This window comes from Nonomuraea helvata (assembly GCF_039535785.1).
GTDB lineage: Bacteria > Actinomycetota > Actinomycetes > Streptosporangiales > Streptosporangiaceae > Nonomuraea > Nonomuraea helvata.
The window spans coordinates 1,734,075-1,759,089 of the sequence record NZ_BAAAXV010000001.1 but is presented as its reverse complement, the minus strand read 5'-3'; the positions used below and the strand labels follow the sequence as shown (position 1 = coordinate 1,759,089).

General features: G+C 70.7%; 22 protein-coding genes and 1 pseudogene. 14 read left to right on the top strand and 9 right to left on the bottom strand.

The genetic code is table 11. The annotated features are described in order from the left end of the window. The first annotated feature begins 95 nt into the window (after nt 1-95). From ABD830_RS08030 to ABD830_RS08015, 4 genes are all read left to right on the top strand, one after another. A complete protein-coding gene (locus ABD830_RS08030; protein WP_344985833.1) occupies nt 96-1,415 on the top strand; it encodes an SLC13 family permease in 1,320 nt (439 codons plus the stop codon). Further along, complete coding sequence (locus tag ABD830_RS08025) at nt 1,412-2,578, top strand: CaiB/BaiF CoA transferase family protein (protein ID WP_344985832.1); 1,167 nt, start codon at nt 1,412-1,414, stop codon at nt 2,576-2,578. Before ABD830_RS08030 ends, ABD830_RS08025 begins: the two co-directional genes overlap by 4 nt. Further along, nucleotides 2,563-4,059 (top strand): carboxyl transferase domain-containing protein, encoded by a 1,497-nt coding sequence (locus tag ABD830_RS08020; RefSeq protein WP_344985831.1) that lies wholly within the window; start codon nt 2,563-2,565, stop codon nt 4,057-4,059. Before ABD830_RS08025 ends, ABD830_RS08020 begins: the two co-directional genes overlap by 16 nt. Nucleotides 4,060-4,154: 95 nt before the next feature. After that, nucleotides 4,155-4,499, top strand: a complete 345-nt coding sequence (locus ABD830_RS08015; RefSeq protein ID WP_344985830.1) for a DUF1330 domain-containing protein — start codon at nt 4,155-4,157, stop codon at nt 4,497-4,499. Between the two features lie 15 nt (nt 4,500-4,514). On the opposite strand, the gene ABD830_RS08010 is transcribed toward ABD830_RS08015, so the two are convergent. Beyond that, nucleotides 4,515-5,381 carry an LLM class flavin-dependent oxidoreductase gene (locus ABD830_RS08010; RefSeq protein ID WP_344985829.1) on the bottom strand — a complete coding sequence of 289 codons (867 nt, stop codon included), beginning with the start codon at nt 5,379-5,381 and terminating at the stop codon, nt 4,515-4,517. A gap of 309 nt (nt 5,382-5,690) precedes the next feature. Here ABD830_RS08010 and ABD830_RS08005 point away from each other — a divergent pair, with 309 nt between their 5' ends. From ABD830_RS08005 to ABD830_RS07990, 4 genes and pseudogenes are all read left to right on the top strand, one after another. Then, nucleotides 5,691-7,091 carry a gluzincin family metallopeptidase gene (locus ABD830_RS08005; RefSeq protein WP_344985828.1) on the top strand — a complete coding sequence of 467 codons (1,401 nt, stop codon included), beginning with the start codon at nt 5,691-5,693 and terminating at the stop codon, nt 7,089-7,091. Nucleotides 7,092-7,097: 6 nt separating this feature from the next. Continuing rightward, a complete protein-coding gene (locus tag ABD830_RS08000) occupies nt 7,098-7,376 on the top strand; it encodes a protealysin inhibitor emfourin (protein WP_344985827.1) in 279 nt (92 codons plus the stop codon). A gap of 194 nt (nt 7,377-7,570) precedes the next feature. Beyond that, nucleotides 7,571-7,972: pseudogene (gene tnpA / locus ABD830_RS07995) on the top strand (IS200/IS605 family transposase). A 7-nt stretch (nt 7,973-7,979) separates the two neighbouring features. Further along, entirely contained in the window at nt 7,980-9,296 is a 1,317-nt protein-coding gene (locus tag ABD830_RS07990) for an RNA-guided endonuclease InsQ/TnpB family protein (RefSeq protein WP_344985826.1), read from the top strand. Nucleotides 9,297-9,436: 140 nt separating this feature from the next. Here the strand turns inward: ABD830_RS07990 and ABD830_RS07985 are convergent, their stop codons facing one another. Then, on the bottom strand, nt 9,437-9,598 hold the full coding sequence (locus tag ABD830_RS07985) for a hypothetical protein (RefSeq protein WP_344985825.1): 162 nt from the start codon (nt 9,596-9,598) through the stop codon (nt 9,437-9,439). A 429-nt stretch (nt 9,599-10,027) separates the two neighbouring features. Next, nucleotides 10,028-10,888, bottom strand: a complete 861-nt coding sequence (locus ABD830_RS07980; RefSeq protein WP_344985824.1) for an SAM-dependent methyltransferase — start codon at nt 10,886-10,888, stop codon at nt 10,028-10,030. A 283-nt stretch (nt 10,889-11,171) separates the two neighbouring features. On the opposite strand from ABD830_RS07980, the gene ABD830_RS07975 reads away from it, so the two are divergent. Both ABD830_RS07975 and ABD830_RS07970 read left to right on the top strand, forming a co-directional pair. Further along, a complete protein-coding gene (locus ABD830_RS07975) occupies nt 11,172-11,768 on the top strand; it encodes a TetR/AcrR family transcriptional regulator (RefSeq protein ID WP_344985823.1) in 597 nt (198 codons plus the stop codon). Next, entirely contained in the window at nt 11,765-13,552 is a 1,788-nt protein-coding gene (locus ABD830_RS07970) for an alpha/beta fold hydrolase (RefSeq protein ID WP_344985822.1), read from the top strand. Before ABD830_RS07975 ends, ABD830_RS07970 begins: the two co-directional genes overlap by 4 nt. A gap of 16 nt (nt 13,553-13,568) precedes the next feature. On the opposite strand, the gene ABD830_RS07965 is transcribed toward ABD830_RS07970, so the two are convergent. Both ABD830_RS07965 and ABD830_RS07960 read right to left on the bottom strand, forming a co-directional pair. Then, nucleotides 13,569-14,069 (bottom strand): GNAT family N-acetyltransferase, encoded by a 501-nt coding sequence (locus ABD830_RS07965; RefSeq protein ID WP_344985821.1) that lies wholly within the window; start codon nt 14,067-14,069, stop codon nt 13,569-13,571. A 22-nt stretch (nt 14,070-14,091) separates the two neighbouring features. After that, the gene (locus ABD830_RS07960) at nt 14,092-14,742 is read right to left on the bottom strand and encodes a hypothetical protein (protein WP_344985820.1); all 651 of its coding nucleotides are present in this window, start codon (nt 14,740-14,742) and stop codon (nt 14,092-14,094) included. Between the two features lie 60 nt (nt 14,743-14,802). On the opposite strand from ABD830_RS07960, the gene ABD830_RS07955 reads away from it, so the two are divergent. After that, entirely contained in the window at nt 14,803-15,429 is a 627-nt protein-coding gene (locus ABD830_RS07955; RefSeq protein WP_344985819.1) for a TetR/AcrR family transcriptional regulator, read from the top strand. A gap of 9 nt (nt 15,430-15,438) precedes the next feature. Here the strand turns inward: ABD830_RS07955 and ABD830_RS07950 are convergent, their stop codons facing one another. After that, nucleotides 15,439-15,780 (bottom strand): helix-turn-helix transcriptional regulator, encoded by a 342-nt coding sequence (locus tag ABD830_RS07950; RefSeq protein ID WP_344985818.1) that lies wholly within the window; start codon nt 15,778-15,780, stop codon nt 15,439-15,441. Between the two features lie 221 nt (nt 15,781-16,001). On the opposite strand from ABD830_RS07950, the gene ABD830_RS07945 reads away from it, so the two are divergent. After that, nucleotides 16,002-16,370 (top strand): STAS domain-containing protein, encoded by a 369-nt coding sequence (locus ABD830_RS07945; RefSeq protein ID WP_344985817.1) that lies wholly within the window; start codon nt 16,002-16,004, stop codon nt 16,368-16,370. Between the two features lie 114 nt (nt 16,371-16,484). After that, complete coding sequence (locus ABD830_RS07940) at nt 16,485-17,384, top strand: hypothetical protein (RefSeq protein ID WP_344985816.1); 900 nt, start codon at nt 16,485-16,487, stop codon at nt 17,382-17,384. A gap of 3 nt (nt 17,385-17,387) precedes the next feature. Here ABD830_RS07940 and ABD830_RS07935 read toward each other — a convergent pair whose 3' ends face one another. Together ABD830_RS07935 and ABD830_RS07930 are read right to left on the bottom strand one after the other, a co-directional pair. Continuing rightward, nucleotides 17,388-19,055: an SMI1/KNR4 family protein gene (locus ABD830_RS07935; RefSeq protein WP_344985815.1), complete on the bottom strand. Its 1,668-nt coding sequence runs from the start codon at nt 19,053-19,055 to the stop codon at nt 17,388-17,390. Nucleotides 19,056-19,137: 82 nt separating this feature from the next. Continuing rightward, the gene (locus ABD830_RS07930) at nt 19,138-21,636 is read right to left on the bottom strand and encodes a hypothetical protein (RefSeq protein ID WP_344985814.1); all 2,499 of its coding nucleotides are present in this window, start codon (nt 21,634-21,636) and stop codon (nt 19,138-19,140) included. Nucleotides 21,637-21,973: 337 nt separating this feature from the next. Between ABD830_RS07930 and ABD830_RS07925 the strand changes: the two genes are divergently transcribed. Then, complete coding sequence (locus ABD830_RS07925) at nt 21,974-24,088, top strand: SpoIIE family protein phosphatase (protein ID WP_344985813.1); 2,115 nt, start codon at nt 21,974-21,976, stop codon at nt 24,086-24,088. Here the strand turns inward: ABD830_RS07925 and ABD830_RS07920 are convergent. Further along, a complete protein-coding gene (locus ABD830_RS07920; RefSeq protein ID WP_344985812.1) occupies nt 24,054-24,956 on the bottom strand; it encodes a diacylglycerol/lipid kinase family protein in 903 nt (300 codons plus the stop codon). The two genes, ABD830_RS07925 and ABD830_RS07920, sit on opposite strands and share 35 nt — an antisense overlap. Nucleotides 24,957-25,015: the final 59 nt, after the last annotated feature.

Sequence of the window (25,015 nt, the reverse complement as noted above, 5' to 3'; positions counted from 1 at the left end):
CGACAGTCTATTGACATACGGCGCAGTGGAGCAGAGGCTAGGCCAATCCGGAAATCCCCCCGTAACCGGACTGAGACTGACCCGAGGAGTCGCCGATGTCGGCGGAAGTCATTGCGTTGATCGTGCTGGTGCTGGTCTTCCTGATAGCCACGGTCCGCTCCATCAACATGGGCGCGCTGGCGCTCGTGGCCGCATTTGTCGTGGGCACCGCCGTGTTCGGCGTGAAGGTGACCGACGTGCTCGGCGGGTTCCCGGCGAACCTGTTCGTCATCCTGGTCGGCGTCACGTACCTGTTCGCGCTGGCCAAGAACAACGGCACCGTGGACTGGATCGTGCACCGGGCCGTGATCGCGGTGCGCGGCCGCGTCGCGCTGATGCCGTGGGTGATGTTCGTGGTCTGCGCCGCGATCACGGCGATCGGCGCCGCCAGCCCGGCCGCGGTCGCCATCGTGGCCCCTGTGGCGATGGGCTTCGCGGCCCGCTACCGGATCAACCCGGTGATGATGGGCCTGATGGTGGTTCAGGGCGCCACCGGCGGAAGCTTCTCGCCGATCGGCATCTTCGGCGCGATCACCAACGGCGTGGTGGACAAGAGCCACCTGCCGGGCAACCCGGCCGTGCTCTTCTTCAGCGCGATGGGCGCGTGCGCCTTGATCAGCCTGATCGGCTTCCTCACCCTGGGCGGCGCGAAGCTGCTGCGTCGCGACCGCGAGTCCACGAAGGCGCCCGCGATGGCGCCCGCGGGGGTGGGCGCGGGGGTGGGCGGGTCCGCCGGTGACAGCGAACCGGAGCCCGCCGGCGACGACCTGCCCCGCCTCGACGCGCAGCGCTCCCTCACGCTGGTCGGCCTGGCCGTGCTCGCCGTGGGCGCGCTCGTCTTCGACCTCGACATCGGCTTCCTGGCGCTGGCCGTGGCGGTCGTGCTCACGTTGATCTTCCCCTCCGCGGCCCGCGGCACCGTCGACAAGATCAGCTGGGGTACGGTGCTCCTGGTCGGCGGCATCGTCACCTACGTCTCGCTGCTCGAGGACCAGGGCACGGTGAAGTGGCTCGGCGACGGGGTGGCCCACGTCGGCACCCCGCTGCTCGCCGCGTTCCTGATCTGCCTGATCGGCGCCGTGGTCTCCGCCTTCGCCTCGACGACCGGCATCCTCGGGGCGCTCATCCCGCTCGCCGTGCCGTTCCTGCAGACCGGGCAGGTCGGCGCAGTCGGCCTGGTCACGGCGCTGGCGATCTCCGCCTCGGTGGTCGACTGCAGCCCGTTCTCGACCAACGGCGCCCTGGTCGTCGCGAACGCCGACGCCGACGACCGCGACAACGTGTTCAAACGCCTGATGACGTGGGGTATGACCATCATGGTCGTCGCGCCGGTGCTGTGCTGGGCGATCCTCGTCGTGCCGGGGAGTCTTTCATGAGCGGGCCGCTCGCGGGTTACGTCGTCGTCGATCTGACCAGGGCGCTCGCCGGGCCGCACGCCGCGATGATGCTCGGGGACCTGGGGGCACGCGTGATCAAGGTGGAGCAGCCGGGGAGCGGCGACGACACCCGCGGCTGGGGGCCGCCGTTCGCCGGGTCCGAGTCGACGTACTTCCTGTCGTGCAACCGCAACAAGCAGTCGATCGCCCTGGACCTGAAGGACGACGCGGGCCGGGCGACCCTCGAGGCGCTGATCCGCAAGGCGGACGTGCTGCTGGAGAACTTCCGCGCCGGCGTGCTCGACCGGCTCGGCTTCACCACCGCCCGCCTGCTCGAGCTCAACCCGCGGCTGGTGGTGCTGTCCATCACCGGTTTCGGCCATGACGGGCCCGAGGCGGGGCGGGCCGGCTACGACCAGATCGCCCAGGGCGAGGCCGGCCTGATGTCGCTCACCGGTTCGGCACCGGATGACCCGCAGCGGGTCGGCGTGCCGATCGGCGACCTGCTGGCCGGCATGTACGGCGCGTACGGCGTGGTGTCGGCGCTGCTCGAGCGCGAGCGGACCGGGCGCGGCCAGGTGGTGCGGACCTCGCTGCTGGCCTCGATCGTCGGCGTGCACGCCTTCCAGGGCACGCGCTGGACCGTGGCCGGCGAGGTCGGGCGGGCGCAGGGCAACCATCACCCGTCCATCGCCCCGTACGGGCTGTTCCGCTGCGAGGGCGGCCAGGTGCAGATCGCGGTCGGGAGCGAGAGCCTGTGGCGGCGCTTCTGCGCCGAATTCGGCCTGGACCCGCAGGAGCCTGGCCTGGCCACGAACGCCGAGCGGGTGGCGGCCGGCGCCCGGCTGGTCGAGCGGATCGAAGCCGCCTTCGCCGCCTTCGGCCCGGACGAACTGCTGGAGCGGCTCGCCGCCGCCGGCGTGCCCGCCGGTCGGGTGCGCACCCTCGACGAGGTGTACGGCTGGCCGCAGACCCGCTCGCAGGGCCTGCTCATCGACGTCGAGCACGAGAGCATCGGCGAGATCACGCTGCCGGGGCCGCCGCTGCGGTTCTTCGACCCCACGGGGCCGGACGGCGAGGTCGAGACCACCCGGGCCGATCACGCCCCGCCTCCCGTGCTGAATGCCGATGAGGAGGAGATCCGCGCATGGCTGGCCGGCTGACGGCTCTCGAACTCGTCGAACTCGCGCTCGACGACGGCTCGTTCCGCAGCTGGGACGAGCCGCTCGGCCCCGCGAGCGACCCCGACGTGGCCGCGGCCAGGCGGCGCACGGGCCTGGACGAGGCGGTGATCACGGGGGAGGGGCTGCTGCGCGGCCGCCGGGTCGCCGTCGTCGCCTGCGAGTTCGGCTTCCTCGCCGGATCCATCGGGGTCGCCGCCGCCGAACGCATGGTGGCGGCCGTCGAACGGGCGACCGGCGAACGGCTCCCGCTGCTCGCCGCGCCCGCCTCGGGCGGCACGAGGATGCAGGAGGGCACCGTGGCGTTCCTGCAGATGGTGAAGATCTCGGCCGCGGTCGCGCAGCACAAGGCCGCGGGCCTGCCGTACCTGGTCTACCTGCGTAACCCGACCTTCGGCGGCGTGCTCGCCTCGTGGGGCTCGCTCGGCCACGTCACGGCCGCGGAGCCCGGCGCGATGATCGGCTTTCTCGGCCCGCGCGTCTACCAGGCCCTGTACGGCGAGGCGTTCCCGGAGGGAGTCCAGGTCGCCGAGAACCTGTACCGGCACGGCCTGGTCGACGCCGTGCTGCCGCCGGAGGCGCTGGCCGGCATCGCCGACCGGGCGCTGCGCATCCTGCTGGCCCCGCCCGCGGAGCCGGCCTGGGACGAGACTCCGTCCGAGGGACAGGTGCCGGACGTGCCCGCCTGGGAGTCGATCACGCGCTCCAGGCGGCCCGACCGGCCCGGCGTCAGGCAGCTGCTCCGCTACGCCGCCTCGGATGTGCTGCCGCTGAGCGGGACCGGCGCGGGGGAGCGGGACCCGGGCCTCTACCTGGCGCTGGCCCGCTTCGGCGGCGTCTCCTGCGTGCTGCTCGGCCAGGACCGCCGCACCCAGGCGGAGGTGGGGCCGATGGGGCCCGCGGCCCTGCGCGCGGCCAGGCGCGGCCTTCGCCTGGCCCGCGAGCTGGACCTGCCGCTCGTCACCGTCATCGACACCCCCGGCGCGGCGCTCAGCGCGGAGGCGGAGGAAGGCGGGCTGGCCGGCGAGATCGCCCGATGCCTGTCCGAACTCGTCACCCTCGAAGCGCCGACGCTGTCGGTGATCCTCGGGCAGGGGTGCGGCGGCGGCGCGCTCGCGCTCATCCCGTGCGACCGGGTGCTCGTCGCCCAGCACGGCTGGCTGTCCCCGCTGCCGCCCGAGGGCGCCAGCGCCATCGTGCACCGCGACGTCGAGCACGCGCCGCAGCTGGCCGCCGCGCAGGGCGTCCGCTCCGCCGACCTGGTCGCGGGCGGCATCGCCGACCGGATCGTCGCCGAACGCCCGGACGCGGCCGAGGAGCCGCGGGCGTTCTGCCGCCGCGTCGGGCACGAGCTGGAGCGCGAACTCCTCGCCATGGTGCACACCCGGCGTCCCGAGCTGCTCGCCCGGCGCCTGCGGCGATACCGGGCCCTCGGCACCGCGCTCGACGGCGAGGTCGCGTGACGCGCTACCTCTGAGGTAATCGACTCGGTTACGTCATGACGGCAGCATGGTCATCGAGGCCGCAGGACGGCGGTCCCCTGACGAAGGAGAAAGCCATGAGCGCGTACGCTCTCGCCCACCTGCGCCCCCCGGCGGAGCCGCACGAGGAGGTGTACGAGTACATGGAGCGCATCCAGGCCACGCTGGACCCGTTCGGTGGCCGGTTCGTGGTGCACGGGGCGCCGGTGGAGGTGCGCGAGGGCACGTGGCCGGGCACGCTGGTGATGATCGAGTTCCCGGCGATCGAGCAGGCGCGCGCGTGGTACGACTCGCCCGCCTACCAGGACATCCTGCACCTGCGTGCGGACCATATCCCCGGTGACCTGGTGCTGGTCGACGGAGTTGGGCCCGACCACGACTCGGCGGCGATGGCGGCCGAGATGCGGGCCAACGGGGTCTGAGCCCGTGCGCCGCGCTCAGGGCCTGCGGCCCGCCCGGTCCAGGGCGTCCACCAGCAGGCTGATCTGCTCGAACTCTCTCGAGCAGGGAAGCAGCACCAGATCGTCGGCTCCGGCCTCGGCGACGCGGTCGATCTCCGTGCGCAGGTGCTCGACGTCGGTCACCACGTCGTGACGGACCTGGGGATACAGGTCGCCGTAGTAGCGCGCGATGTACGCGTCGGCGGTCCGCGCCGCGCCGAGCCCCAGGCAGAAGTAGCGCTCCACGACGATCCGCGGCCGTCCCCGGCGCCCGGCCTGCGCCCACTCCCGGCGTACGGCGTCGACGCCCCTTTTCAGGAGCTGCAGCCCGAAGGACGGCGCGACCCAGCCGTCGGACAGGGTGGCGGCCCGGGCGAAGGCGGCGGGCACGAAGCCGGCGAGCAGGAGCCGCGGGCGGTCCGGGGGCAGTGCGGGGATGGAGCCGGCAGGGCCGGTCACCTCGCCGCGCCACACGGTGCGCAGCGTGGCAAGGGCCGCCTCGAGCGCCGCGCCCCGGCCGGTCATCGGCACGTCGCTGACCGCGTAGTCCTCCGCCCAGCCGCCCATGCCGAGCCCCACGGTCAGCCGCCCGCCGGAGAGCCGTTCGAGCGAGTGGATCTGCTTGGCCAGGACCACGGGGTTGCCGCGGTAGCCGGCGTTGAGCACGGTGGTCACCAGCTCGACGCGTTCGGTACGGGCCGCCGCGGCGGCCAGCGCCATCAGCGGGTCCAGGTTGTCGTACACCAGCCGATCGAACGCGCCCAGCGATCGGAAGCCGCGAAGCTCGCTCTCCGCCGCCCATGGCCCGATGGACCTGGCGTCGGCTCCCGGCACGGCTGACGGCAGCCCGATTCCGATCCGCAACCTTCCCCCTGAGATCGTCCGCGCGGGTGCGCGTTCCTGCAGGCCAACCTAACCAGTCGGGACCGGGCGAACCCTGAACGAAACGCTCATGCGCGATGAACGATCGCCGCGGCCAGGCGGAAACCTTTGAAATCCCATGTGCAAGTGCTTATCCGGCGCTGGGGAAGATCCGAGAAGCGCATCCGAGGTTGTCGCAATTAGCTCGTCATCCGGATCCATGAGCGCATATGGGAAGAGAAAAATCAGATGATTATTCAGGAACTCAGGGAGAAAGCCGTCCCTGAATACCGTGAAGTCACGGGAGCAGCCGTGGCCGACTACACGAAGCAGCTGCTCCAGCCGCCCTTCACGATGGAGGCGGCACCGAGCCCGCTCCCGCCCCCGATCCCGATTCCGATCCCGCCGATCGTCGGACCGCGGATCCTCATCTACAAGCAGGACCCCACCGTCGCCGAGCTGGGCGTCAGGGGGATCTTCATCCCCAGTCCGGTGCTCAACGGGCCCACCGACGCCCGCGTCACCACGGAGCTGACCGGCACCACACCGGTGGCACGCAACATCAACGGCGACTTCATCTTCGTCCCCAACTCACCGGAGTTCGACTGCGCGCACACGTACGCGGTCGTCCGGGAGACGATGACGATGTACCAGCGCCACAACGGCGGCACGCCCATTCCGTTCGCCTGGAACACCGGCGGGAACATCGAGCGGCTGACCGTCTTCCCGCGCGCCGGGGCCGGCGCCAACGCGTTCTACAGCAGGACGGCCAAGGCGCTGAAGTTCCTCTTCTTCGCCCCGACCGGCTCCTCGCAGCAGGTCTTCACCTGCCGCTCGCTGGACATCGTCGCCCACGAGACCGGGCACGCGATCCTCGACGGCCTCAAGCCGGGCTGGCTCAGCGCGGAGAACCCGCCGCAGACCGGTGGCCTGCACGAGTCGTTCGGCGACCTGACCGCCATCTTCCTGGCGCTGTCGATGCCGGACCTGGCCGAGGCGCTCGTCGCGCTCACCAAGGCCAACCTGCACGCCAAGTCCTTCCTGTCGTCCCTGGCCGAGCAGTTCGGGCAGGCGCTCGGCATGCCGTTCGGGCTGCGCAACGCCGACAACGACCTCAAGCTGAGCGAGGTCAGCAACGAGGTGCACGCCGTCTCGCAGGTCTTCACCGGTGGCATCTACGACGTGCTCGCCGACATCTACGCGCACGAACGCACCAAGCAGGGCACGGTCAAGAGCCCTACCATGATCCTCATGGAGGTCGCGGACAGGCTGTGCAAGCTGCTGTTCGACGCCATCGTGAAGGCGCCCGCGACCGGGGCCACGTACACCGACGTCGTCAACCAGATGCTGCAGATCTCGGCCGCCCAGGGCGATCCCATCATCTACCGGACGTTCATCCGCAACCGGTTCGCCTTCCGCGAGGTGGTCACCTCGCCCACGCCGTTCACCGAGATGCTCTCCGGCGAGATGGACCTCATGAACGCCGGCTACACCGGCGACGGCAAGACCGCCAAGGACGTCACCAGCGTGAAGCCCGCCGACACGTCGTCCGCCAGCCTGCGCGCCGTCCAGGACCGGTCGATGTGCTGCGGCACCATGCAGCTGCCCGAGTTCCAGATCATCGCCAAGGACAAGCTGACCACCAAGGGCAACCTGGGTGACGACGACATCCTGGCCGCTGAGCTGGCCGCACTCAAGAAAGCCTTCAAGTAACCGCCCATGCGTGTGAAGATCGAGAGCACCGGCGGCTTCGCCGGCATAGAGCAGACCGTCGCCGCGTACGACACCGACGACCTCCCCGAGCAGGAGGCCGCCAAGGTGTACGACGCACTCTCCGCGATCGAGGCCGCCACGGCCCAGGAGCCCGGTGAGGTGGGCGCCGACCTGATGACCTACCGGATCACCGTCGGCGACGGTCTCGGCAAGGTCTACACGGTGCCGGAAGACCCTCCGCCCGGCCTGGCCGGGCCCTTGACCGCGCTGTTGCTGCGCCAGTGAGCGCCTGACCCGGCGACCCCGGGTCAGGCGCCCCCTCACCGGGGGACGGACCGTTCGCGCGCGAGATGCTGCTGCAGTTCGATCGGAGATCTAGGGCGCGGACTCCTGGCTTCAGCCATGGGGGTGAGCCGTTCTGTCGAATCTTTGAGCGGTAGATAGATCAACTCCGTATATTGATCCGTGTGGCTGTGACCTTGTGTCAACAACTGCGCACGAACAGCAACATCGCCTTCCAGTGCGCCTTTCACGTGGTGTGGCGCCGGCCCAGGTACCGCAGGCGAGTGCTGGGTGAACGGATCTAGACGCGACTGAAAGAGCTGATCCGCGAGGTGATCGAGGAGAAAGGCGCGTGGCTGGTGGAACTGGAGGTCATGCCCGACCACGTTCACCTGCTGGTCGAGGTGGACCCGCAGTTCGGTGTGCACCGGCTGGTCAAGGCCATCAAGGCCCGCTCCTCACGCGTCCTGCGTCAGGAGTTCCCGCACCTGAAGTCCAAACTCCCGACGCTGTGGACCAACTCCTCCTTCGTGGCCACCGTGGGCGGGGCACCTGTGGATGTGGTCAAGCGGTACGTCGAGAACCAGAAGAACCGGTGACCCGAGGGTGCTGACCGGACGTAAGTACCGCTTGGACCTTACGCCTGGTCAGGCAGAGTTCGCTGAGCGGATCGGCGGCGTCTGCCGCAGTGCGTGGAACACCGCCCTGGAGCAGCGCCGCACCTACCGCCGTCGGAACGCGTGGATCGGTTACCACGAACAGGCCCGCCAGCTCGCTGAGGCCAAGGGCGAGTTCGCGTGGCTGGCAGAGGTGCCCGGCCACTGCCTTCAGCAGACGCTCCTCGACCTGGACCAGGCGTGTAGCCGACATGGGACGTGGAAGGTCCGCTGGAAATCCAAGGCCAGGACGCGGCCGTCGTTCCGGTTCCCCGAGGGTTCCAAGATCGCCATCGACCGGTTGAATCGGCGCTGGGCACGGGCGAAACTCCCCAAGCTCGGCTGGGTCCGGTTCCGCATCACCCGCCCGCTCGGCGGCAGGGTCAAGAACGCCACTGTCAGCCGGGACGGCGAGCACTGGTATGTCAGTTTCCTGGTCGAAGACGGCGCGGTCACACCCGAACGGCACGACAACCCGGGCAGCGCGGTCGGTATCGACCGGGGTGTGGCCAAGGTCGTCACCCGCTCGGACGGGCTCTTCCACCACCAGGTCTTCGCCCGCGGGCGGGAGGTCGAGCATGCCGCCACGCTCCAGCGTCGCCTGGCCCGCACCCGGAAGGGCTCGGCCCGGCGCAAGCACGCCGCCGCGAAGCTCGGCAAGGCGCTGGCGAAGGTGCGGCGTCGCCGCGCGGACTTCGCCGCCAAGACCGCCCATACCCTGGCCACGAGTTTCGAACTGATCGTGTTCGAGGCCCTGGCGACCACGAACATGACCGCCGCCGTGGCACCCCAGCCAGATCCCGAACAGTCAGGCGCGTTCCTGCCCAACGGGGCCGCGAGCAAGTCCGGTCTGAACCGGTCCATCCTGGACAAGGGCTGGCACCGGATCGAGCTGGCCACCCGCAGCAAGGCCCGCTACACAGGCACCTGCGTGATCACCGTGAATCCGGCGTACACGAGTCAGACGTGCAACGTGTGCACGGTGGTGGATCGGAAGTCCCGCCAGAGCCAAGCGGTCTTCCGGTGTACCTCGTGCGGACACACCGAGCACGCCGACGTGAACGCCGCCAAGAACATCCTCACCGCCGGGAGGGCGGAGCACGCACCACCCGGACCGGGTGCGCGGGCTGGGGCGCGCAAACCACGCAACCGTGTGGGCCGGAAGGCGAACCGCCAAGCAACAGCAGCTCAGGGCCACGCTACGGCGAGCCCTAAGCTGGCTGGAATCCCCCGACCTTTAGTCGTGGGGAGCGCTTCAAGTGCCTGAACTGGTAGTACGGCCCTCCGGTACGCAGCAGGCCGGCCGGGGAAGGCCATGGTCCCCCTGGCGATGATCTCGGGCCGGTCGGCGAGTTCGTGGCGCTGGGTCGAGCGCCAGGGCAGCGGTATGGGTTCGGGATCGCACAGTTAGTGCAGGATCGTCTCTTCGTGCCATTGGTCGGTGACCAGGCCGGCGAGGACGTCCTTCGCGGTGCCGATGTCGGCGGAGGTCGGCGCGGACGCGGGCGTGCCGCGCCTGCGCCACAAGGTCAGGTACGGCGTCACGTTGGCGCTCAGCCGCCAGCACACCGCTCACCATTGACAGGCCCGAGGCGATTCACAGCGTTGTCCCGTCGCCCCCCTTTCGGCAATTGGTCGGCCGCGAGCATTCGGCGACGAAGGCCGAGAGGAGCACTCCGATCGCGGCGAGCGCTATTCCGATCCCAGTTGCCAAAATGGAGGCAACGCGCTGGATCTGTCGTGGTTTGTCATGGCGGAATCATAGACGGGAAATCCTTGCATTTGCCTTGCAGGGCAATCGACCTCGTCAGACGCCGCACATATGAGAAATTTCCGGGCGGCCTAAATACTCCACTGATAAGGTGGACATAAATTGACGCATTCGCGTCGGAAATCTCGCTCTGGTAACGCTGGTGATCCATGGGGCCGATGTGGCCGGCCGCATTAATCATGAAATATGCCGATAAATCGGATATAGCGTTGGCCGGTGTGCGGTCCTTAGGGGATGCGGGCCACGGCGCCGTAGTTCCCTGAGGAAGCGGGCTCGTCGCAGCAGGCGAGATCGCGCTCGGTGGGGCAGGCGAGGTCGCGCTCGCCGGAACGCCACTGCGGGACCCACACCAGCCCGGGCTCGATCAGGTCGAGGCCGTCGAGCAGGGCTCGGACCTCTTCGCGGGTACGGATGGCCAGGCGGGGGAGCGTCATGGCGAGCATGCTCCGGATGGCGGGCAGCAGCTCCGGCGGGACGCCGTCGAAGGTGGTGTGCAGCAGGCCGAGGAAGCTGCCTTTCGGCGCCGCGTGCCGGAGCCGCTTGACGACGAAATGGGCGCTCTCGTCGTCGTCGAGACAGTGCGTCGACATCAGCAGCACCGCCAGCGGCCTGTCCCAGTCGAGGAAAGTCTGGACCACGTGGTCCCGGAGCAGCTCGTCGATCTCCCGCACGTCACCGTCCACCACGCGGACCAGGTCGTTGAAGGGCTCGATGGTGGCCTGCGCCATGGTCATCACCATCGGGTTGCTCTCCACGTACACGACGCGCGGGCCGGGGCCGGCCGAGGCGCGGCGCGCTATGTCGTGCAACCGGTGCCCGGCGGGAAGGCCGCTGGGGACGCCGCTGCCCACGATCAGGAACTGGTCCACGCCCTCGGCGGCGGCCAGGTGGCGTACCGCGCGGGACAGGAATTGGAGCACGGCGCGGGCCGCGGTGGTGAGGGCGGGGGTTACTTGATCGAAATGGCGCACCATGTCCTTGTCCACCAGGAAGTTGTTCTTCCCGCCCGCCGCCGCGTCGAAGATCCGCGTGATTCTGGCTTGCGTCGTATCGAGCTTGGCCAGGTTTCGGACAGCACGTTGGTGCATGAGCGTTGCCCCTTTCCCCTCGCCGCCACCTGATTGCGGTAAGCGATCTTTGGACCTCACTCGATGACTATGACCATATGTTCCAACAATTCCAGTCAATGGCAATACGGTAGACCGGTTATTTCAGGAAATGTTTGTGACCAGAATCTTTGTGTCGGGATCTTCGGCCGTTGATCGTCGAGCTCGCCGATGGCCCTGTTCCCGCAGGCGGGGCGGGTCCGGTGGTGGGCGGGTCGGCGGCCACGGGTTGCGAAAAATATATAGACCGGTCTATTTTCTACCCATGGTCACGGACAAGGGCGCGCGGACGAGCGGGCGGCTGGTGGAGTCGATGCTCGAGCTGATCCAGGCGCGCGGCTACAGCGGCACGGGGCTCACCACGGTGACGGAGCATGCCCGGGCTCCGAAGGGTTCGCTCTACTTCCACTTCCCCGAAGGCAAGGAGGCGCTGGGCGAGAAGGCCGTCGAGCTGGCGGCCGACCAGTTCCGCGGGCTCGTGACCGAAATGGTCGCCGAGGCGGTGAGCCCGGGAGACGTGCTCCGGCGGGTGGTCGACGTCCTGATCGGGATCCTCGACGGCAGCGACTTCCGGCTCGGCTGCCCGGTGTCCGTGGTGACCTTGGAGATGGGCGCGCACAGCGAACGGCTCCGCACCGCCTGCGCCGCCGCCTTCGAGTCGTGGATCGGGCCGATGACCGAGCACCTCGCGGGCCGCGGCCACACGCCTCCGGCGGCGCGCGCCCTCGCCACGACCGTCGTCAGCGGGCTGGAGGGCGCGGTGATCGTGTCCCGCGCCCGGCGCGACGTGCAGGCACTGCGCGACGCCGCCCAGGTGCTCGGCGGTCTTCTCGACCAGCCGCCCGCGAAGGAGACCCCGTGAGCAGGCACGCGCTCGTGTTCGGCGCCACCGGGTTCGTCGGCCGCCATCTCATCCTCGCGCTGGACGAGGCCGGTGTCCGGGTCACCGCCGCGACGCGCGACAGCGGGGCCGGCGCCCGGCTGGGGGAGTGGCTCGCCGGGCACGGGTGCCGCACCGCCCCGGCCGACGTCCGCGTCGACTTCGACGCGCCGGCGTTGATCGAGGGCGACGCGCCGGCCTGGGAGGACGTCACCGAGATCTACAACTGCGCGGGCGCCTACCGGTTCGGGATGACGGCCGAGGAGGCGCGTCACGCCAACGTCGGCAGCGTGCGGGCGATCGTGTCGTTCGCCGCGCGGCTGCCTCACCTGCGGCGGCTCGTGCACGTCTCGGGCTACCGCGTGGGAGGACAGGACCCCGCGACGGTGCCGTGGGGCGAAGACCTCGTACGACGTGCCTACCAGCGCCTCGGTCCCTACGAGGCGTCCAAGGTCGAGTCCGACGCGGTCTTCCAGGCCGCCGCCGACCGGCTGGGTGTGCCCTGGTCCGTCGTCAACCCCTCCAGCGTGATCGGGGACAGCACGAGCGGCGAGTCCGACCAGCAGATCGGGCTCGCCTCGAGCCTGAAGGAGATCTGGCGCGGCTCGCTCGCGGCCCTGCCCGGGAGCGAGCGGACGTTCGTCCCGGTGATCCCCGTGGACTACCTGGCGCGCTTCATGACGCTGCTCCCCGAGGACCCGGCAGCCGCGCGGGCCTCGTACTGGATCCTGGACGACGGCACCCCGCCGCTGCCGGAGCTCCTCTCGCTCGTGGGGCGGCACTACCAGGTCGAGGTCCCGCGCCTGAAGGTGCCCGTGTCTCTGATACGGCGCCTGCCGGCCGCGCTGACCAGGACGGACCCGGAGACGCTGACCTTCCTGTCGTCCGACCGCTATCCCACGGGGCCGGCCCGCGCGTTCGCCGGGCGTCACGGGCTCGCGCTCCCCGCCACCACCGAGTCGATCCTGCGATGGGCCGACCACCTGGCCGCCCATCGGTTCGGGGCCGCGCCCGCCGGGCCGGTGCGGCGGTTCACGTGGCACGCGGGCGTGCGGACGTTCGGGATCGGTGAGCCGGGCGCGCCGACCCTGGTGCTGCCCGGCCTGCCCGTCAACGCCGACACCTGGGCCCCGGTCGCCGCCGCGCTCGGCGACGCCCGCGTCGTGGACCTGCCGGGCCTCGGGATGAGCGCGGGGCGCCCGCGGGACCTGCCCGCCTGGCTGGGCGCCCTGGTCGAGGAGGCCGGCCGCGTGCACCTGGTCGGCCACTCCATCGGCGCCGCCGCCGCGGTCGAGGCGGCCCTGGCGCACCCCGACCGGGTCGAGCGGCTCACCCTGGTATCGCCCTTCTTTCTCCAGGCCCGCGGTGGGCTCGCCACACGGGTGGCCCCGCTGACCCGCCTCGTTCTCGGCCGGGCGCGTCCGGTCGCGCTGTCGCGGCTGCTCACCGGGGACGCGACGAACGCGGGGCGGCTCGCGTCCAGCGCCGATGACCTGCGCCGAGGCCGCGTGGCCGCCCACGCGGCGCGGCTGCTGTCCGCCGCCGGCGGCACGCGCCGGCGCGGCGAGCTCGGAGCCGCGCTCGCCCGCTACCAGGGCCGCGTACACGTGATCGTGGGAGCCGGGGACCCGCTGACCGGGGAGGGCCGCGCGCTGCTCGACACGCTCGGCACCCGGGCGAGGGTGACGACGATCAAGGGGGCGGGGCACCATCCCCAGCTCACCCACGCCGAGGAACTGGCCGGAGCGATCCGGGAGCTGCCGTGACGCGCGAACGCCACCGTCAGGGGGTGCGCCGGTAACGGGTCATCGGGCCGAGCAGGCCGGGCACCACCGCGAACGGCGTCATGCCGAGCCGCTCGACGACCGCCACCGACGCGGCGTTGCCCTGGTCGACCTCGGCCAGCACCTCGGGCAGCCCGAGAGGGCCGAGTGCGTACTCGACCACCGCGCGGGCGGCCTCGGTGGCGTAGCCCTTGCCAAACGCGGCGGGCTCCAGGCTGTAGAAGACCTCGAGCCCGAGCTCCTCCAACGGCCGCAGCCCGGCCGTGCCGACCAGAGCGGTCCCGTCCTTCTGCCGGACCAGCCAGAGACCGTGGCCGGCCGCGGCGAAGTCCCGCACGCTGTCCTCGATGACCTCGCTGATCTCCGCCGGGGACAGGACCGCCCCGTCGAAGAGGAACCGCCGCACATCCGGGCCGGTCCAGTGAGCCACCAGCTCGGCATGGTCGGCTACGGTCACCGGACGCAGGATCAGGCGCTCAGTCATCAGGACGTGGTCCATGAAGCCCACCCTAGGGCCGCGATCAGGCCGCGCGGACGAGGCGGATGCCGTACACCACGATCCAGGCCACCCAGAGCAGCCAGCCGGCGAGGCCGATGAGCCCGAGCGGCCCCTGCTCCTTCATGATCCAGAAGGCCAGGCAGGCGGAGGCGAACTGGAGCGCGGCCGCGACGAACCCCAGTGCGCCGTGCCAGGGCCGGATGAACCTCGCCCGCAGCCCGGCCACCGACAGGCCGACGAGGGCGATCGCCAGGAACGTGGCGTTGAGCGTGAAGATCCCGTCGTGCCACGCCCACAGGCCCGGGGTCCCGGCGGGCGCGTCCGTGGCCGTTCTGGACAGCGCCAGCCGGGTGGCGATGACCGCGGCGAAGGTGACGTTCTGCAGGGCCACGCCGGTGAACCCGACCAGGGACCAGGCCTCGCCCCGTTCCCGTTCCGACGTCCACAGGGCGGCGACGGCGCCCGCGCCGAACACGGTGGCCAGCACCCAGGCGGCGGGGGTGAGCGCGGACCCGAGCCCCACGAGGGCGCCCTTCGCGCTGAAGAACGCGTTGACCTCGGCCGGCGCGGCCCCGGTGAGCGGCAGCCCCGCCGGGGTCAGGACGAGGTTGACGGTCACGATCGTGGTGGCGAAGCCGATGGCGGCGATGCCGCTGATCCGGGAGAAGCGCATGGTGCCTCCATACGTGTCTTATATTCAATATAAGTAGCGTAAATCATTAGGGTGCTGAGCATGGATGCAGAGGTGGGCCGGCGTCGGTACGACTCGTTGCGCCGTACGACGCAGGCGCTGGAGACACGTGCCGAGATCGCCCGTGCGGCGCGCCGGCTCTTCGTCGATCAGGGCTGGGCCGCCACCACCGTGCGCGACGTGGCGCGCGAGGCCGGGGTCTCCGTGCCGACGGTCTACGCGGCGTACGGCAACAAGGGCGGGCTGACCCGGGCGCTGGCCGACGCGGCCGACCTGTCGGCCGACCCGTCGCAGCAGCTCGCGGAGCTGGAGGCCGCGGAGCGCGATCCCGCGCGGCAGCTGGCCGCGATGGCGGGCTTCGACCGGCGCCTGTACGAGCGCGCCGGCGACGTGATCACGCTGCTGCGCGAGGCCGGCCGTACGGAGCCGGAGCTCGCGGCGGTCTACCGCGACGGTCGCAGGCGGGCCGACGAGACCCGGACGGCGGTGTTCTCCTCGTGGCCCGCGGGCGTCCTGCGGGAGGGCCTGGACGTGGCGGCGGCGGTCGACGTCTACGCGGGGCTGTGCAGCATCGACGTCTACGCCACGCTCACCGCAGAGCGCGGCTGGTCACCCGATCGGGTCGAGCGGTGGTGGCGCGAGGCGCTGGCCCGCGAACTGCTGAGCTGAGACCGGCGGTCAGGACGCGGACGGCTCGCCGGGGGTGGTCTCGGCGGCGGCCATGTCGTGCTGCGTGAACATGTCGATGAGCAGGCTGATGGGCAGCCCGGCCTCGGTGGGGTAGCGGAAGTGCTGCTCGGGGTTGATGGTGTAGTGGTTGCGCCGCCCGATGCGGGTGCGGGTCAGATAGCCGGCCTCGTAGAGGTCGCGCACGATGTTCTGGGCGGTGCGTTCGGTGATGCCGATGCTGGCGGCGATGTCACGTAGCCGTACCTGGGGGTCGCGGGCGATCTCCACCAGCACGCGGGCGTGATGGGTGAGGAAGGTCCAGGTGGAGGGACGGTCATCCAATGTACTCACGGCTCACTTCGCCTCCTCCGCGCCAGGGGATGCCGACCCGTGGAGCGGGCGAAAACTGTTTACCTGAAGATCTTATGGCGAAACGGGTTTCCGGTAACCCCCTTCGGGGATTATTCTTGTCGCACGGTCCCTTCGCCGTTGTCAAACCCCTGCTGACCACCTACTGCGAGGACGCCATGCTCGTCACTGCTGTGCAGGCGCCACCGGCGCACTGAACCGCCATGACCCCTCTGACACTGGAGTGCCGGCAGCTGATCGCGGGTGTGCTGATCACCGTGGCCGGTGAGATCGACTGTAGCAACGCCGACCGGCTCGAGTCGTACACCACGCGGATGCGTCAGTCGGGACAGCCCCTGGTGCTCGATCTGAGCGGATTGAGCTTCATGGACAGCAGCGGTCTCCACACGCTTCTACGGCTCAACGCCGCCGAGCACCCGCAGGGGGTCTACCTGGCCGCGGTGCACCCCATGCCGGCTCGTGTGCTGCAGATCACCAAGGTGTGGGACGTCATGAACGTCCATCCCACCGTGGAAGAGGCTGTCACGGCGGCGCTCAGCGGCGACGTGGGAGGCCGGCCCGAGACTTCCTGACCCGCATGCCGATATTTGATCGTTTTCTCAGGTTTTCCGGTAAGACGATGATCTTCGCCGCTACGATCCGCTCTTTGTGGCCGATCCCCGGACCGGAAAGAGAGACGATCTCGTATGTGGATAGCGTTGGGCGTCGTCGTCGCCCTCGTCGTCGGCGTCGCCCTGTGGTGGAAGTTCAGGGACCCGCTCAGGGGCGAGGACTTCTACAAGTTCCACGTGGAGCGCAAGTGGGCCTGGGAGCTCATCCTCACCGAGGAGCAGGAGCAGGCCTTCATGGCGGGGCTGGAGGCGTACGACGACGAGAGCACCGTCTACCCGCACCGGGAGGAGGGGGCGCTGCGCGTCTACCATCCGTCGATGATGGTCTCGCTGTTCCTGCTGGCCGAGCAGTTCGCCGCGCTGGGGCCGCAAGCGGTCGCCGACCCGGCGGGCGCCGTACGTCACCTCCTCGACCGTGCCGCGCAGTCCGAGACCGGGGGAGTGCTGCACCTGAACGACGACTGGCTCGAGGAGCCGGTCGACGGTCTGGACAAGTACGCCTTCTCGAGCGCGATGATGGACGCCACGCGCGCGCAGGGCGTGGACGGCGGCGTCGGCGGCTACGGTGACGAGGACGGCGGCTACGGCATGCTCACCGTGCTCACGGAGATGCCGCGGCACGTGTCGAGGATGTACGACGACGCGCACAGCCACGCCTCGCCCGGCGAGATCCGCAACCGGCTCGACATCTACAAGGCGGTGATCGAGGAGCCGGAGCCCGAGTTCGTGGAGGGGCTCGAGCGCGCCGACGCCGAGCGCAGCCGCTTCACCAACACGCTCATGTACGACTACGGCCGGGTGCTCGAGGGCTACCGCGGCATGCGCCCCCACATGGCGTACGCCGAGCCCTCGGACGTCATGTCCGCCGTCCTCGCGCGCATGCTCGCCGAGAACCTGCCCGGCATCACCTGGACCAGGGCGCCCTCGCCGGAGCAGCACCAGCGCGCCCTGGACCTGATCTCGACGAGGGGCTAGATCTCAGCGCGACCGGGTGTGGCGGCCCGTGCGCACCAGCACGTCGGCGTGCTCCCCGGCCAGGTCGATCGCCCAGCTCGCCGCCGTCCGCGGTGACGGCTCCGGGGCGTGGTAGGACCTGTCGACCGACCACCACCAGGCCTTCTCCCGGCGTGGCTCCGCGGCCAGCCCGGCCGCCGCGAGCCCCGCCGGGTGACCGGCCCGCTTCCACAGCTCCTCCCACTGCGCGCGGCGCAGCCGCAGGTAGAGCAGGCCCCGCAGCTCGCCGAGCACGCCGAGGTCGCGGATCGGCGCCGTGGACAGATCCAGCCCGTACAGCCGCGGGCACGACAGCAGCGGCGTCAGGTCCACGGGTCGCCCGGTTCTCAGCACCAGCATCCGCAGCGTGGAGTGGCCGGCCAGCGGCGCCAGGTCGATCGTGTCCATGGACAGGTCCAGCAGCTCCACCGGCGTGTCCCGGAGCGGCGCCAGGTCGGCTCCCGGGCAGTTCTCCACCCTGGCCTCCCACAGCGCCGGCGCGCCTCGTACCGCCCCGAAATCGGTCCAAGGGGCGTTGACCACCGATAACCGCTCGATCCCGTGGTGCATGCCCCGCAGGGACGCCGCGTCCGCGCCCGCGACCGTCAGCGAGCGTGACTCCTCATGCGCGTCCGGGCCCGGCTTGCCGAGGTCGATCCAGAGCCCGTTCGGCATCACCTCGTAGGCGCCCGACCGCAGCGCCTCGACGTGCCGCCGCAGCAGGCCGGTCACCGAATCGGCGACGTAGGCCGGGCCGCCGTCGTGGTGCAGCCCCATGCGGATGACCTGGCCGGGGCGTCCGCCCGGTCCCGGCGCCAGGTCCACGGCCAGGAAGTCGCCGCCCGTGCTGGTGGCGAACGGGATCCAGCGCGGATGGTCCGACATCCGGCGCACCGCCAGCGGCGCGCCCGCGCTGCTGATGACCGGACTCGCCAGGTGGTCGCGCCAGGCGCGGCCCGCCGCCCACCACCGGTTCTCCCGCCTGCTCTGGTTCTCCAGCAGTTCGAGGCCGAACCACGGATGCCGGTCCAGCAGGCCCTCGCCGCCGTCGCCGTCCACATGCGTGTAGAGGGCGCGCAGGTCGTCGGGGAGCGCAGCCGGCAGGCGCGCCTCCAGCCGGGTGCGGCGGGCCACGGGAAGCGCGGGCGGCGGCGCGTACGTGTCCCAGCCCAGGATCCGGTCGCGTTCGCTCAAGTACGCCCCGAGCAGGGCGACCGCCTCGCGCGGGTCTCCGGCGGGCGTGGCGTTCGCCGGGCCCTCCTGGAACGTGCCCGGCTCGGCCGGCAGGGCGGTGGGATCGAGCACGTAAAGGAAGCCGTTGCCCTCGTCGCGCTCCAGCGACCGGCTGATCACCGCCTCGTACCGGCCCCTGGCCTCGACGACCAGCTCGACGGTGAGCCGCCCGTTCGGCGCCCCCGCGAGGTCGTGCAGCGCGGTCAGCTCCGGGTGCACGTCGACGTCGTCACCCATGCCCCCGGGCTCGAACCTCAGGCCGCGGTGCCCCGACCCGCCGCGACCGGTCGCGAACCCGCGCAGCTCCGCCCGCCGCCACCCGGAGGGCGCCCCCGCCGAGATCTTCTCGGCCATCGCACGGAGCACGTCGTCCATCACCCAGCACACCTCGTCCCAGAAACGCGAGCCCCTTTCTAACATGGGTTGATCATTCTGGGGACTGTGCTTACCGAAAAGAAGATCCCTCTACAGCCTTCGGGGGGTGCGCCGGTGACGGTACGGGTCAGTCGCGCGGCCGGTTGTCCACCTCCAGCACCAGCCGCGCCAGCTCCAACCGGTCGATGTTCGGCCCGTACGCCTTCGCGTTGCCGAGGACGATCGCGCCCTGCTCCGTCGTGAGCGTGATCGGTGTCGCCTGCGGCCAGAAGTTGTCCCACGCGTAGGTGTGCCGGAACACACCGCGTGTCGTCGAGCCGCCGGTCTCGGTGATGTCGAGGAACCGGCTGATGACGTCCGTGTTGTACGGATGGCCGCGGTTCCTGTCCGCGTTGGCGTAATGCACGGTCAGGACGTACTCGCCGGGACCGAACCCGTCAGGGCGGGGGAGGGTCACGGTGTTGCCCGCGCCGTTGCCGATCTGCCCGACATAGGCGTTCCCCGAGGCGTTCGAGCCGCTCGTGGCCGGGACGTCGACCACCTGCGCGGTCCCGGCAAGCTGCGCCTGCTCGGCCTGGACCCGGTGCACGGCCGTGTCCGCCTGGCCGGCCCGTGCCGTGGTGAGGCCGCGCAGCTCCAGGCCGGCCGGGCCGCCCACGTGGACCTCGGAGATGCCGGCCGGGAGGTACACCCGCGCCCGCGAGGAGGCCTCCCCGGGGTGCGGTGCCCGCAGGCCGGGGATCTCACGCCCGTCCACGAGCACCCGGAGGCCGCCCGTCCCGCGTGCCCGGTAGGCGAGCTCCAGGTCGTAGTAGCCGAACTCGCTCGCGGCGACGAAGAACGTGGCACGCGCGCCGCCGCCCAGGGCGATGGCGGGGCCCGTGCCGTGCCGTGTGATCCGCGCGCCGCCGGACAGGCGCGCCTCGTCGGCGGGGTACGCCGCCCGCTCCGCCGCACCGGCCTCGGTGAGGTCGAACCTGTCGAGCGTGATGTCGCTGCCCGGCAGCAGGTTCGTGCCGTCGGCGCTGGTGCGCAGGGAGAGCTGGTGCGTGCCGGCGGTCAGCTGGAGCTCCACGTCGGTGCGGCCCCGGTAGGTCCAGCCGAGGTTCGCGGAGTACTGGACGATCTGGTCGAGAGCGCCGTCCACGAACAGCGCGTGCCTGCCGGGCGCCTTGTTCGCGCCCTGGTGGATCCCCAGCCGGTAGCGGCCGTCGCGGGGCACGGTGACGGCGAACGTCACAGCGGAGTCGACCTTGTTCATGGCGCCGACGTGCCGCTTGCCGGAGGTCGCGTACAGCTGGGGGTCCGCCGTCGTGTCCTGGTCGAAGGCCTGGGCCGAGTGGAGCGTGGCGGACTCCGCCTCGACCGAGACCGTCCAGGGGGCGTCCGGCTCCGGCGCGCCGCCGCCTGCGGGGACGACGGTGACCCGGTAGGCGGCCATCACGTCCCCGCCGGGCAGGTCCACCTGCAGCCTGCCCGCCGACACGCCGGTGCGCCGCGCGGCGATGACCGGCGGTTGGAGCGCGTCGCCCTCGTACCCGGTCCAGGTGGTCCTGGACACGAGGACGTCGACCTGCTTGCCGAAGACGGCAGGGTCGAGCCCGGAGATGTCGAGCCTGACGGGCTCCGAGCCGCCGCCGACCAGGATGGTGCCGCGCCGGGCGGACTCGTCGATCGCCGCGACGGCCTGGACCGTGTCGGCGACGCTCAGCTGCGGCGGGACCGCCTGGACCGTCTGCCCGGTCAGGTCCGCGTACCACTTGAGCAGCCACCAGCCGCCGTTGGCCTGCCGGGTGCGCACCGCGTGGTCGTCGAGGTTGCCGGCATAGGTCCAGTACGCCATGTCGGCGTCGACCTTGGTGTCCTCGAACAGCGAGATCCACTGGATCATCTGGCCGGGGACGGACATGTCGCGGCGGTTGCCGTACTCGTCGATGTTGATGGGCAGCGGGCCGATGCCCAGGTCGCGTTCCATCTGGCGGTAGTGCTCGTAGTGGCCCCGGTAGTCGGCGAGCCGGCTGCGCGACAGTTCGTGCCAGCTCATGATGTCCGGCAGGGAGTTGTGGTCCTTGGCCCAGGTGAGGAAGTCACGCAGCCGGCCGGGGTTGTAGTCGGCCTCGTTCGGGCCGACGATCCTGGCGTCTCGGTCGATCAAGCGGATGCGTTCGAACACCACCTGCCAGTCGCTGAAGAACTTCTCCTTGGCGGCCGCCCAGTCCTGGTACCAGATGCCGTCAGGCTCGTTGAAGGGCACCCAGACGAACCTGCCCTTGTCGTGCGGCCGCTCCCGGACGACCTTGCGGACCATCGTGTCGACCTTCGCGAGGTAGTCGTCGATGCCGCGGTTCTCGTAGGGCCACTGGCTGTAGACGTCCTGCATGTAAACGACGATCTCCTCGCCGCCCGCGGCGAAGAAGCCGTCCGCGATCGCGAGGGCGTCGCCGTTGGGGTGCTGGTCGCCGTCCGGCGCCTTCTGCGCGACGGTGCGCGGCCGGGCGCCGGCGAGCAGGGCGTCTCCCGGCACCCCCGGGTCCGACAGGCCGTAGAGCATGCCGGTCGCTCCGCCGTGGACGGGGCCGGTGCGCTGCGCGAAGTCGACGGTGACGACGTCGGAGGGTCGGTGCATGGGTGATTCTCTCCTGCAGCAGGACGGATTCGCCGAAGGGGACGCCCAACGGGATATGTGACCGGTCACATCATTGAGACAACAGTGTGACCGGTCACACACAGCTGGTGAAGAGTCCTTTGCAAGATTGTTACGCGGAGATTCTGGGAGGCATGTGTGGAACATTGCAAATCGCCCATTTTCCACCCAGTTGGCGGCCAGGATCTGGCAATGGGGTCTCTTGCCTCAGGCGCGGCCCTCTTACGGTCGTTATATGGGTTTTTCTTCGCATGCGGCACCGTTGTCGCAGGGTGGAGCGGATTATCCGGCGCCACGGCAGGGGTACGAGGCGGATGAGGTGCTCCTCCAGGCGGTACGCGAGTCCGGAGCCCACATCGGCGTCGTCTACCTCCTGTCGGAAACCGAACCCGTCCTCGTCATGGACGTGGAGGTCGGCCTGCCGGCCCAGATCGTCAAGCCCTGGACCAGGGTCAGGGTGAACGCCGGCACCCCGGTGGCGGCCGCCGCCCAAGAACGCCGGCTGGTCTGGGTGCCCGACCACGAAGATCTCGCCCGGCGCTTCCCGGCGACCGCGCTCGCCGCGCCGTACTCCTTCGCCATCGCCGCCGCCCCCATCATGACCGGCTCGCGCCTGTGGGGCGTGTTCCTCCTGATCTGGCCGGAGTCGCACGCCTGCGATCTGGCCCCGCACGAGAGGCAGGCCCTCATCTTGGCCAGTGACAAGATCGCCGCCATCCTCCAGCAGTCGGTCGATCGCGTGCCGAGCCTCGCCGGCGAACCACGCGTCCTGGCTCCGGCGCCGCGTCGAGGGCCCGAACGACATCCCGAGGCGGTCGTCTGCGGCTATCTCGATCAGCTCCACGTGGGCTGTCTCTCCCTGGATCTGGAGGGCCGCATCACGTTCGTCAGCGCCGCGGCGGCCGAGCTTTTCGACGGAGACGTGACGGCCCTGCTGGGCAGGCCGCTGTGGGAGGCGGCGCCCTGGCTGAAGGATCCCCTGTTCGAGGACCGCTGCCGCGGCGCCGTGGTCAGCCAGCGGGCGACCTCGTGCGTGGCCCGATCTCCCGACGGCCGCATGATGGAGTTCCGCATGTATCCGGATCCGTGCGGCATCAGCTTGCGGATCGCTCCCCTCGGCGTGGGCCAGCAGGCCCCCGCCCACATGACCGAGCCCGAATCGGGCCGGGAGGCCCGCACGCGGGCGGAGGTCTTCTACAGCTTTCTCCCGCTGGCGGTGGCGCTGACCCGGGCGCTGAGCGTACCGGAGATCATCGATCTGGCCGCCGACCATGTCATGCCGGTGTTCAAGGTCAAGGCCATGGCGATCCTGATAGCCGAGGGCGGCAGGATGCGGGTCATCGGCTCCCGCGGCTACGGCCAGGACGCCCTCGAACGGCTCGACGGCCTGCCCATCGCCCCGGGCACGCCCGCCGGCGACGTCGCGCGGACCGGTGAGCCGGCGTTCTTCGCCGACGTGAACGAGCTGCGCCGGAGATACCCGCAGGCCGAGGAGTGCGACCGGATGGCCGCCTGGGCGTGCCTGCCGCTGGAGGTCAACGACGAGGGCGTCGGCATCTGCCTGCTCGCCTTCGACGAGCCCCACCCGTTCACCGTCGAGGAGCGCGCCACCTTCACCGCCCTGGCGGGACTGGTCGCCCACGCCCTGGACCGGGCCCTGCGGTACGACAGCAAGGACCGGCTCGCCCACTCCCTGCAGAAGGCCCTGCTCCCGCGGAGCCTGCCCGAGATCTCGGGCCTCGCCGTGGCCGCCTGGTACGTGCCCGCCACCCGCGGCGTCGGCATCGGCGGCGACTTCTACGACCTGATCCGCCTGACCGACACCTCGGCCGCCGCGGTCATCGGCGACGTGCAAGGCCACAACATGACGGCGGCCGCCCTCATGGGACAGGTGCGCACCGCCATCCACGCCAACGCGGTCGCCGGCGCCAGCCCCGGCGACGTGCTCAAGCACACCAACCGCCTGCTCATCGACGTGGACACCGAGCTGTTCACCAGCTGCCTGCTCGTCTACGTCGATCTGCAGCTGCGCACGCTCCGCGCGGCCAGCGCCGGGCACCCTCCGCCGCTGCTGCGGCCGCCCAACATGCCCGCCGAGATCATCGACGTGCCGGCCGGCCTGCTGCTCGGCGTCGACCCCGACGCCGACTACTCCACGCTTCAGGTGCCCTTCCCCCCTGGCGCCCTCCTCGCCCTGTACACCGACGGCCTCGTCGAGACGCCCGGCGTAGACCTGGACCATGCCATCGCCAACCTGGCGGGCCACCTGGTCTACGGCTCCCCGGGCATCGAGCAGCTCGGCAGGACGCTCCTCGATCATGCCCCGCACACCAGTCAGCACGCCGACGACATCGCGCTGCTCCTCCTGGAACACCGTGTCAGGCCGGCGGTCCACCGGATCAGGGGCGAGCGTCCGGTGGAAGGCAGACCGTGAGCCCGCCCGGGACCACCTTGACCTTGAGCCGGCTCGTGCGCCCGCGCTCTCCGCCGTCCAGCTCGTACGTCAGCGGAACGCCGAACCGGGCGGACACCTTCCTGGCTCGGGAGATCCGGACGAGCGGGGATTCGTCGGAGCGTCCCGCGGACATCCTGCCGAGCACCCGCCCCCACTGGATCGGGCCCTTGGCGGTGGCGACGCCGACCTCCAGCCAGCCGTCGTCCGGCCGGGCGTCGTCGAACGCCTCGATGCCGCCGGCGATCGTGCTCACGTTGCCCAGCAGCAGGCAGCTCGCCTCTCCCTCGAACCAGGTCGCCCCGTCAACCTTGATCTTCATCGGCACCAGCGGCCCGCCGACGTGCCGGACGGCCGCCTTGACATAGCTCAGCTTGCCGAGGCGCTGCTTGGCCTGCCCGCCGACGTCGGCGATCATCTCGGCCTCGAACCCCGCCCCCGCCATCACCGCGAAGTGCTCGCCGTTCAGCAGGCCCAGGTCCAGCCGCTCCCGGCGGCCGTGGAAGCCGATCCGCACCGCCTCCTCGAGGTCGACGGGGATGCCCACGTTCGTGGCGAACAGGTTCCCGGTGCCCGCCGGGAGGATGGCCATCGGCACGCCCGAGCCGGCCAGCACGTCGGCGCAGCGCTGCACCATGCCGTCGCCGCCCCAGACGAATACCAGCTCGGCGCCCTCGTTGAGCGCCTGGCGGACCTTCTTGGGCGCCTTCCTGCTCTTGCCGACCTCGTACCAGAGGAGATCGCCCACGTCCTGCTCGGTGATGAGCACACGTAACCTGTCCAGGCCTGCGCCGAGAGTCTTCTTGCGGTGCGCGACGACCGCCACAGTGGGGGACTTGGTGGGGGACATGCGCTCCGGACTACCCTCGGCGCCGCCGTTCAGACCGAGGAATCAAGTCCTCCTTCTGG

What these genes read in the sequence shown, in the direction of transcription:
- ABD830_RS08030 (WP_344985833.1), top strand. Translation starts at nt 96, where the DNA reads ATGTCGGCGGAAGTCATTGCGTTGATCGTGCTGGTGCTGGTCTTCCTG.
- ABD830_RS08025 (WP_344985832.1), top strand. Translation starts at nt 1,412, where the DNA reads ATGAGCGGGCCGCTCGCGGGTTACGTCGTCGTCGATCTGACCAGGGCG.
- ABD830_RS08020 (WP_344985831.1), top strand. Translation starts at nt 2,563, where the DNA reads ATGGCTGGCCGGCTGACGGCTCTCGAACTCGTCGAACTCGCGCTCGAC.
- ABD830_RS08015 (WP_344985830.1), top strand. Translation starts at nt 4,155, where the DNA reads ATGAGCGCGTACGCTCTCGCCCACCTGCGCCCCCCGGCGGAGCCGCAC.
- ABD830_RS08000 (WP_344985827.1), top strand. Translation starts at nt 7,098, where the DNA reads ATGCGTGTGAAGATCGAGAGCACCGGCGGCTTCGCCGGCATAGAGCAG.
- ABD830_RS07980 (WP_344985824.1), bottom strand. Translation starts at nt 10,888, where the DNA reads ATGCACCAACGTGCTGTCCGAAACCTGGCCAAGCTCGATACGACGCAA.
- ABD830_RS07975 (WP_344985823.1), top strand. Translation starts at nt 11,172, where the DNA reads ATGGTCACGGACAAGGGCGCGCGGACGAGCGGGCGGCTGGTGGAGTCG.
- ABD830_RS07965 (WP_344985821.1), bottom strand. Translation starts at nt 14,069, where the DNA reads ATGGACCACGTCCTGATGACTGAGCGCCTGATCCTGCGTCCGGTGACC.
- ABD830_RS07960 (WP_344985820.1), bottom strand. Translation starts at nt 14,742, where the DNA reads ATGCGCTTCTCCCGGATCAGCGGCATCGCCGCCATCGGCTTCGCCACC.
- ABD830_RS07955 (WP_344985819.1), top strand. Translation starts at nt 14,803, where the DNA reads ATGGATGCAGAGGTGGGCCGGCGTCGGTACGACTCGTTGCGCCGTACG.
- ABD830_RS07945 (WP_344985817.1), top strand. Translation starts at nt 16,002, where the DNA reads ATGACCCCTCTGACACTGGAGTGCCGGCAGCTGATCGCGGGTGTGCTG.
- ABD830_RS07940 (WP_344985816.1), top strand. Translation starts at nt 16,485, where the DNA reads ATGTGGATAGCGTTGGGCGTCGTCGTCGCCCTCGTCGTCGGCGTCGCC.
- ABD830_RS07935 (WP_344985815.1), bottom strand. Translation starts at nt 19,055, where the DNA reads ATGTTAGAAAGGGGCTCGCGTTTCTGGGACGAGGTGTGCTGGGTGATG.
- ABD830_RS07930 (WP_344985814.1), bottom strand. Translation starts at nt 21,636, where the DNA reads ATGCACCGACCCTCCGACGTCGTCACCGTCGACTTCGCGCAGCGCACC.
- ABD830_RS07920 (WP_344985812.1), bottom strand. Translation starts at nt 24,956, where the DNA reads ATGTCCCCCACCAAGTCCCCCACTGTGGCGGTCGTCGCGCACCGCAAG.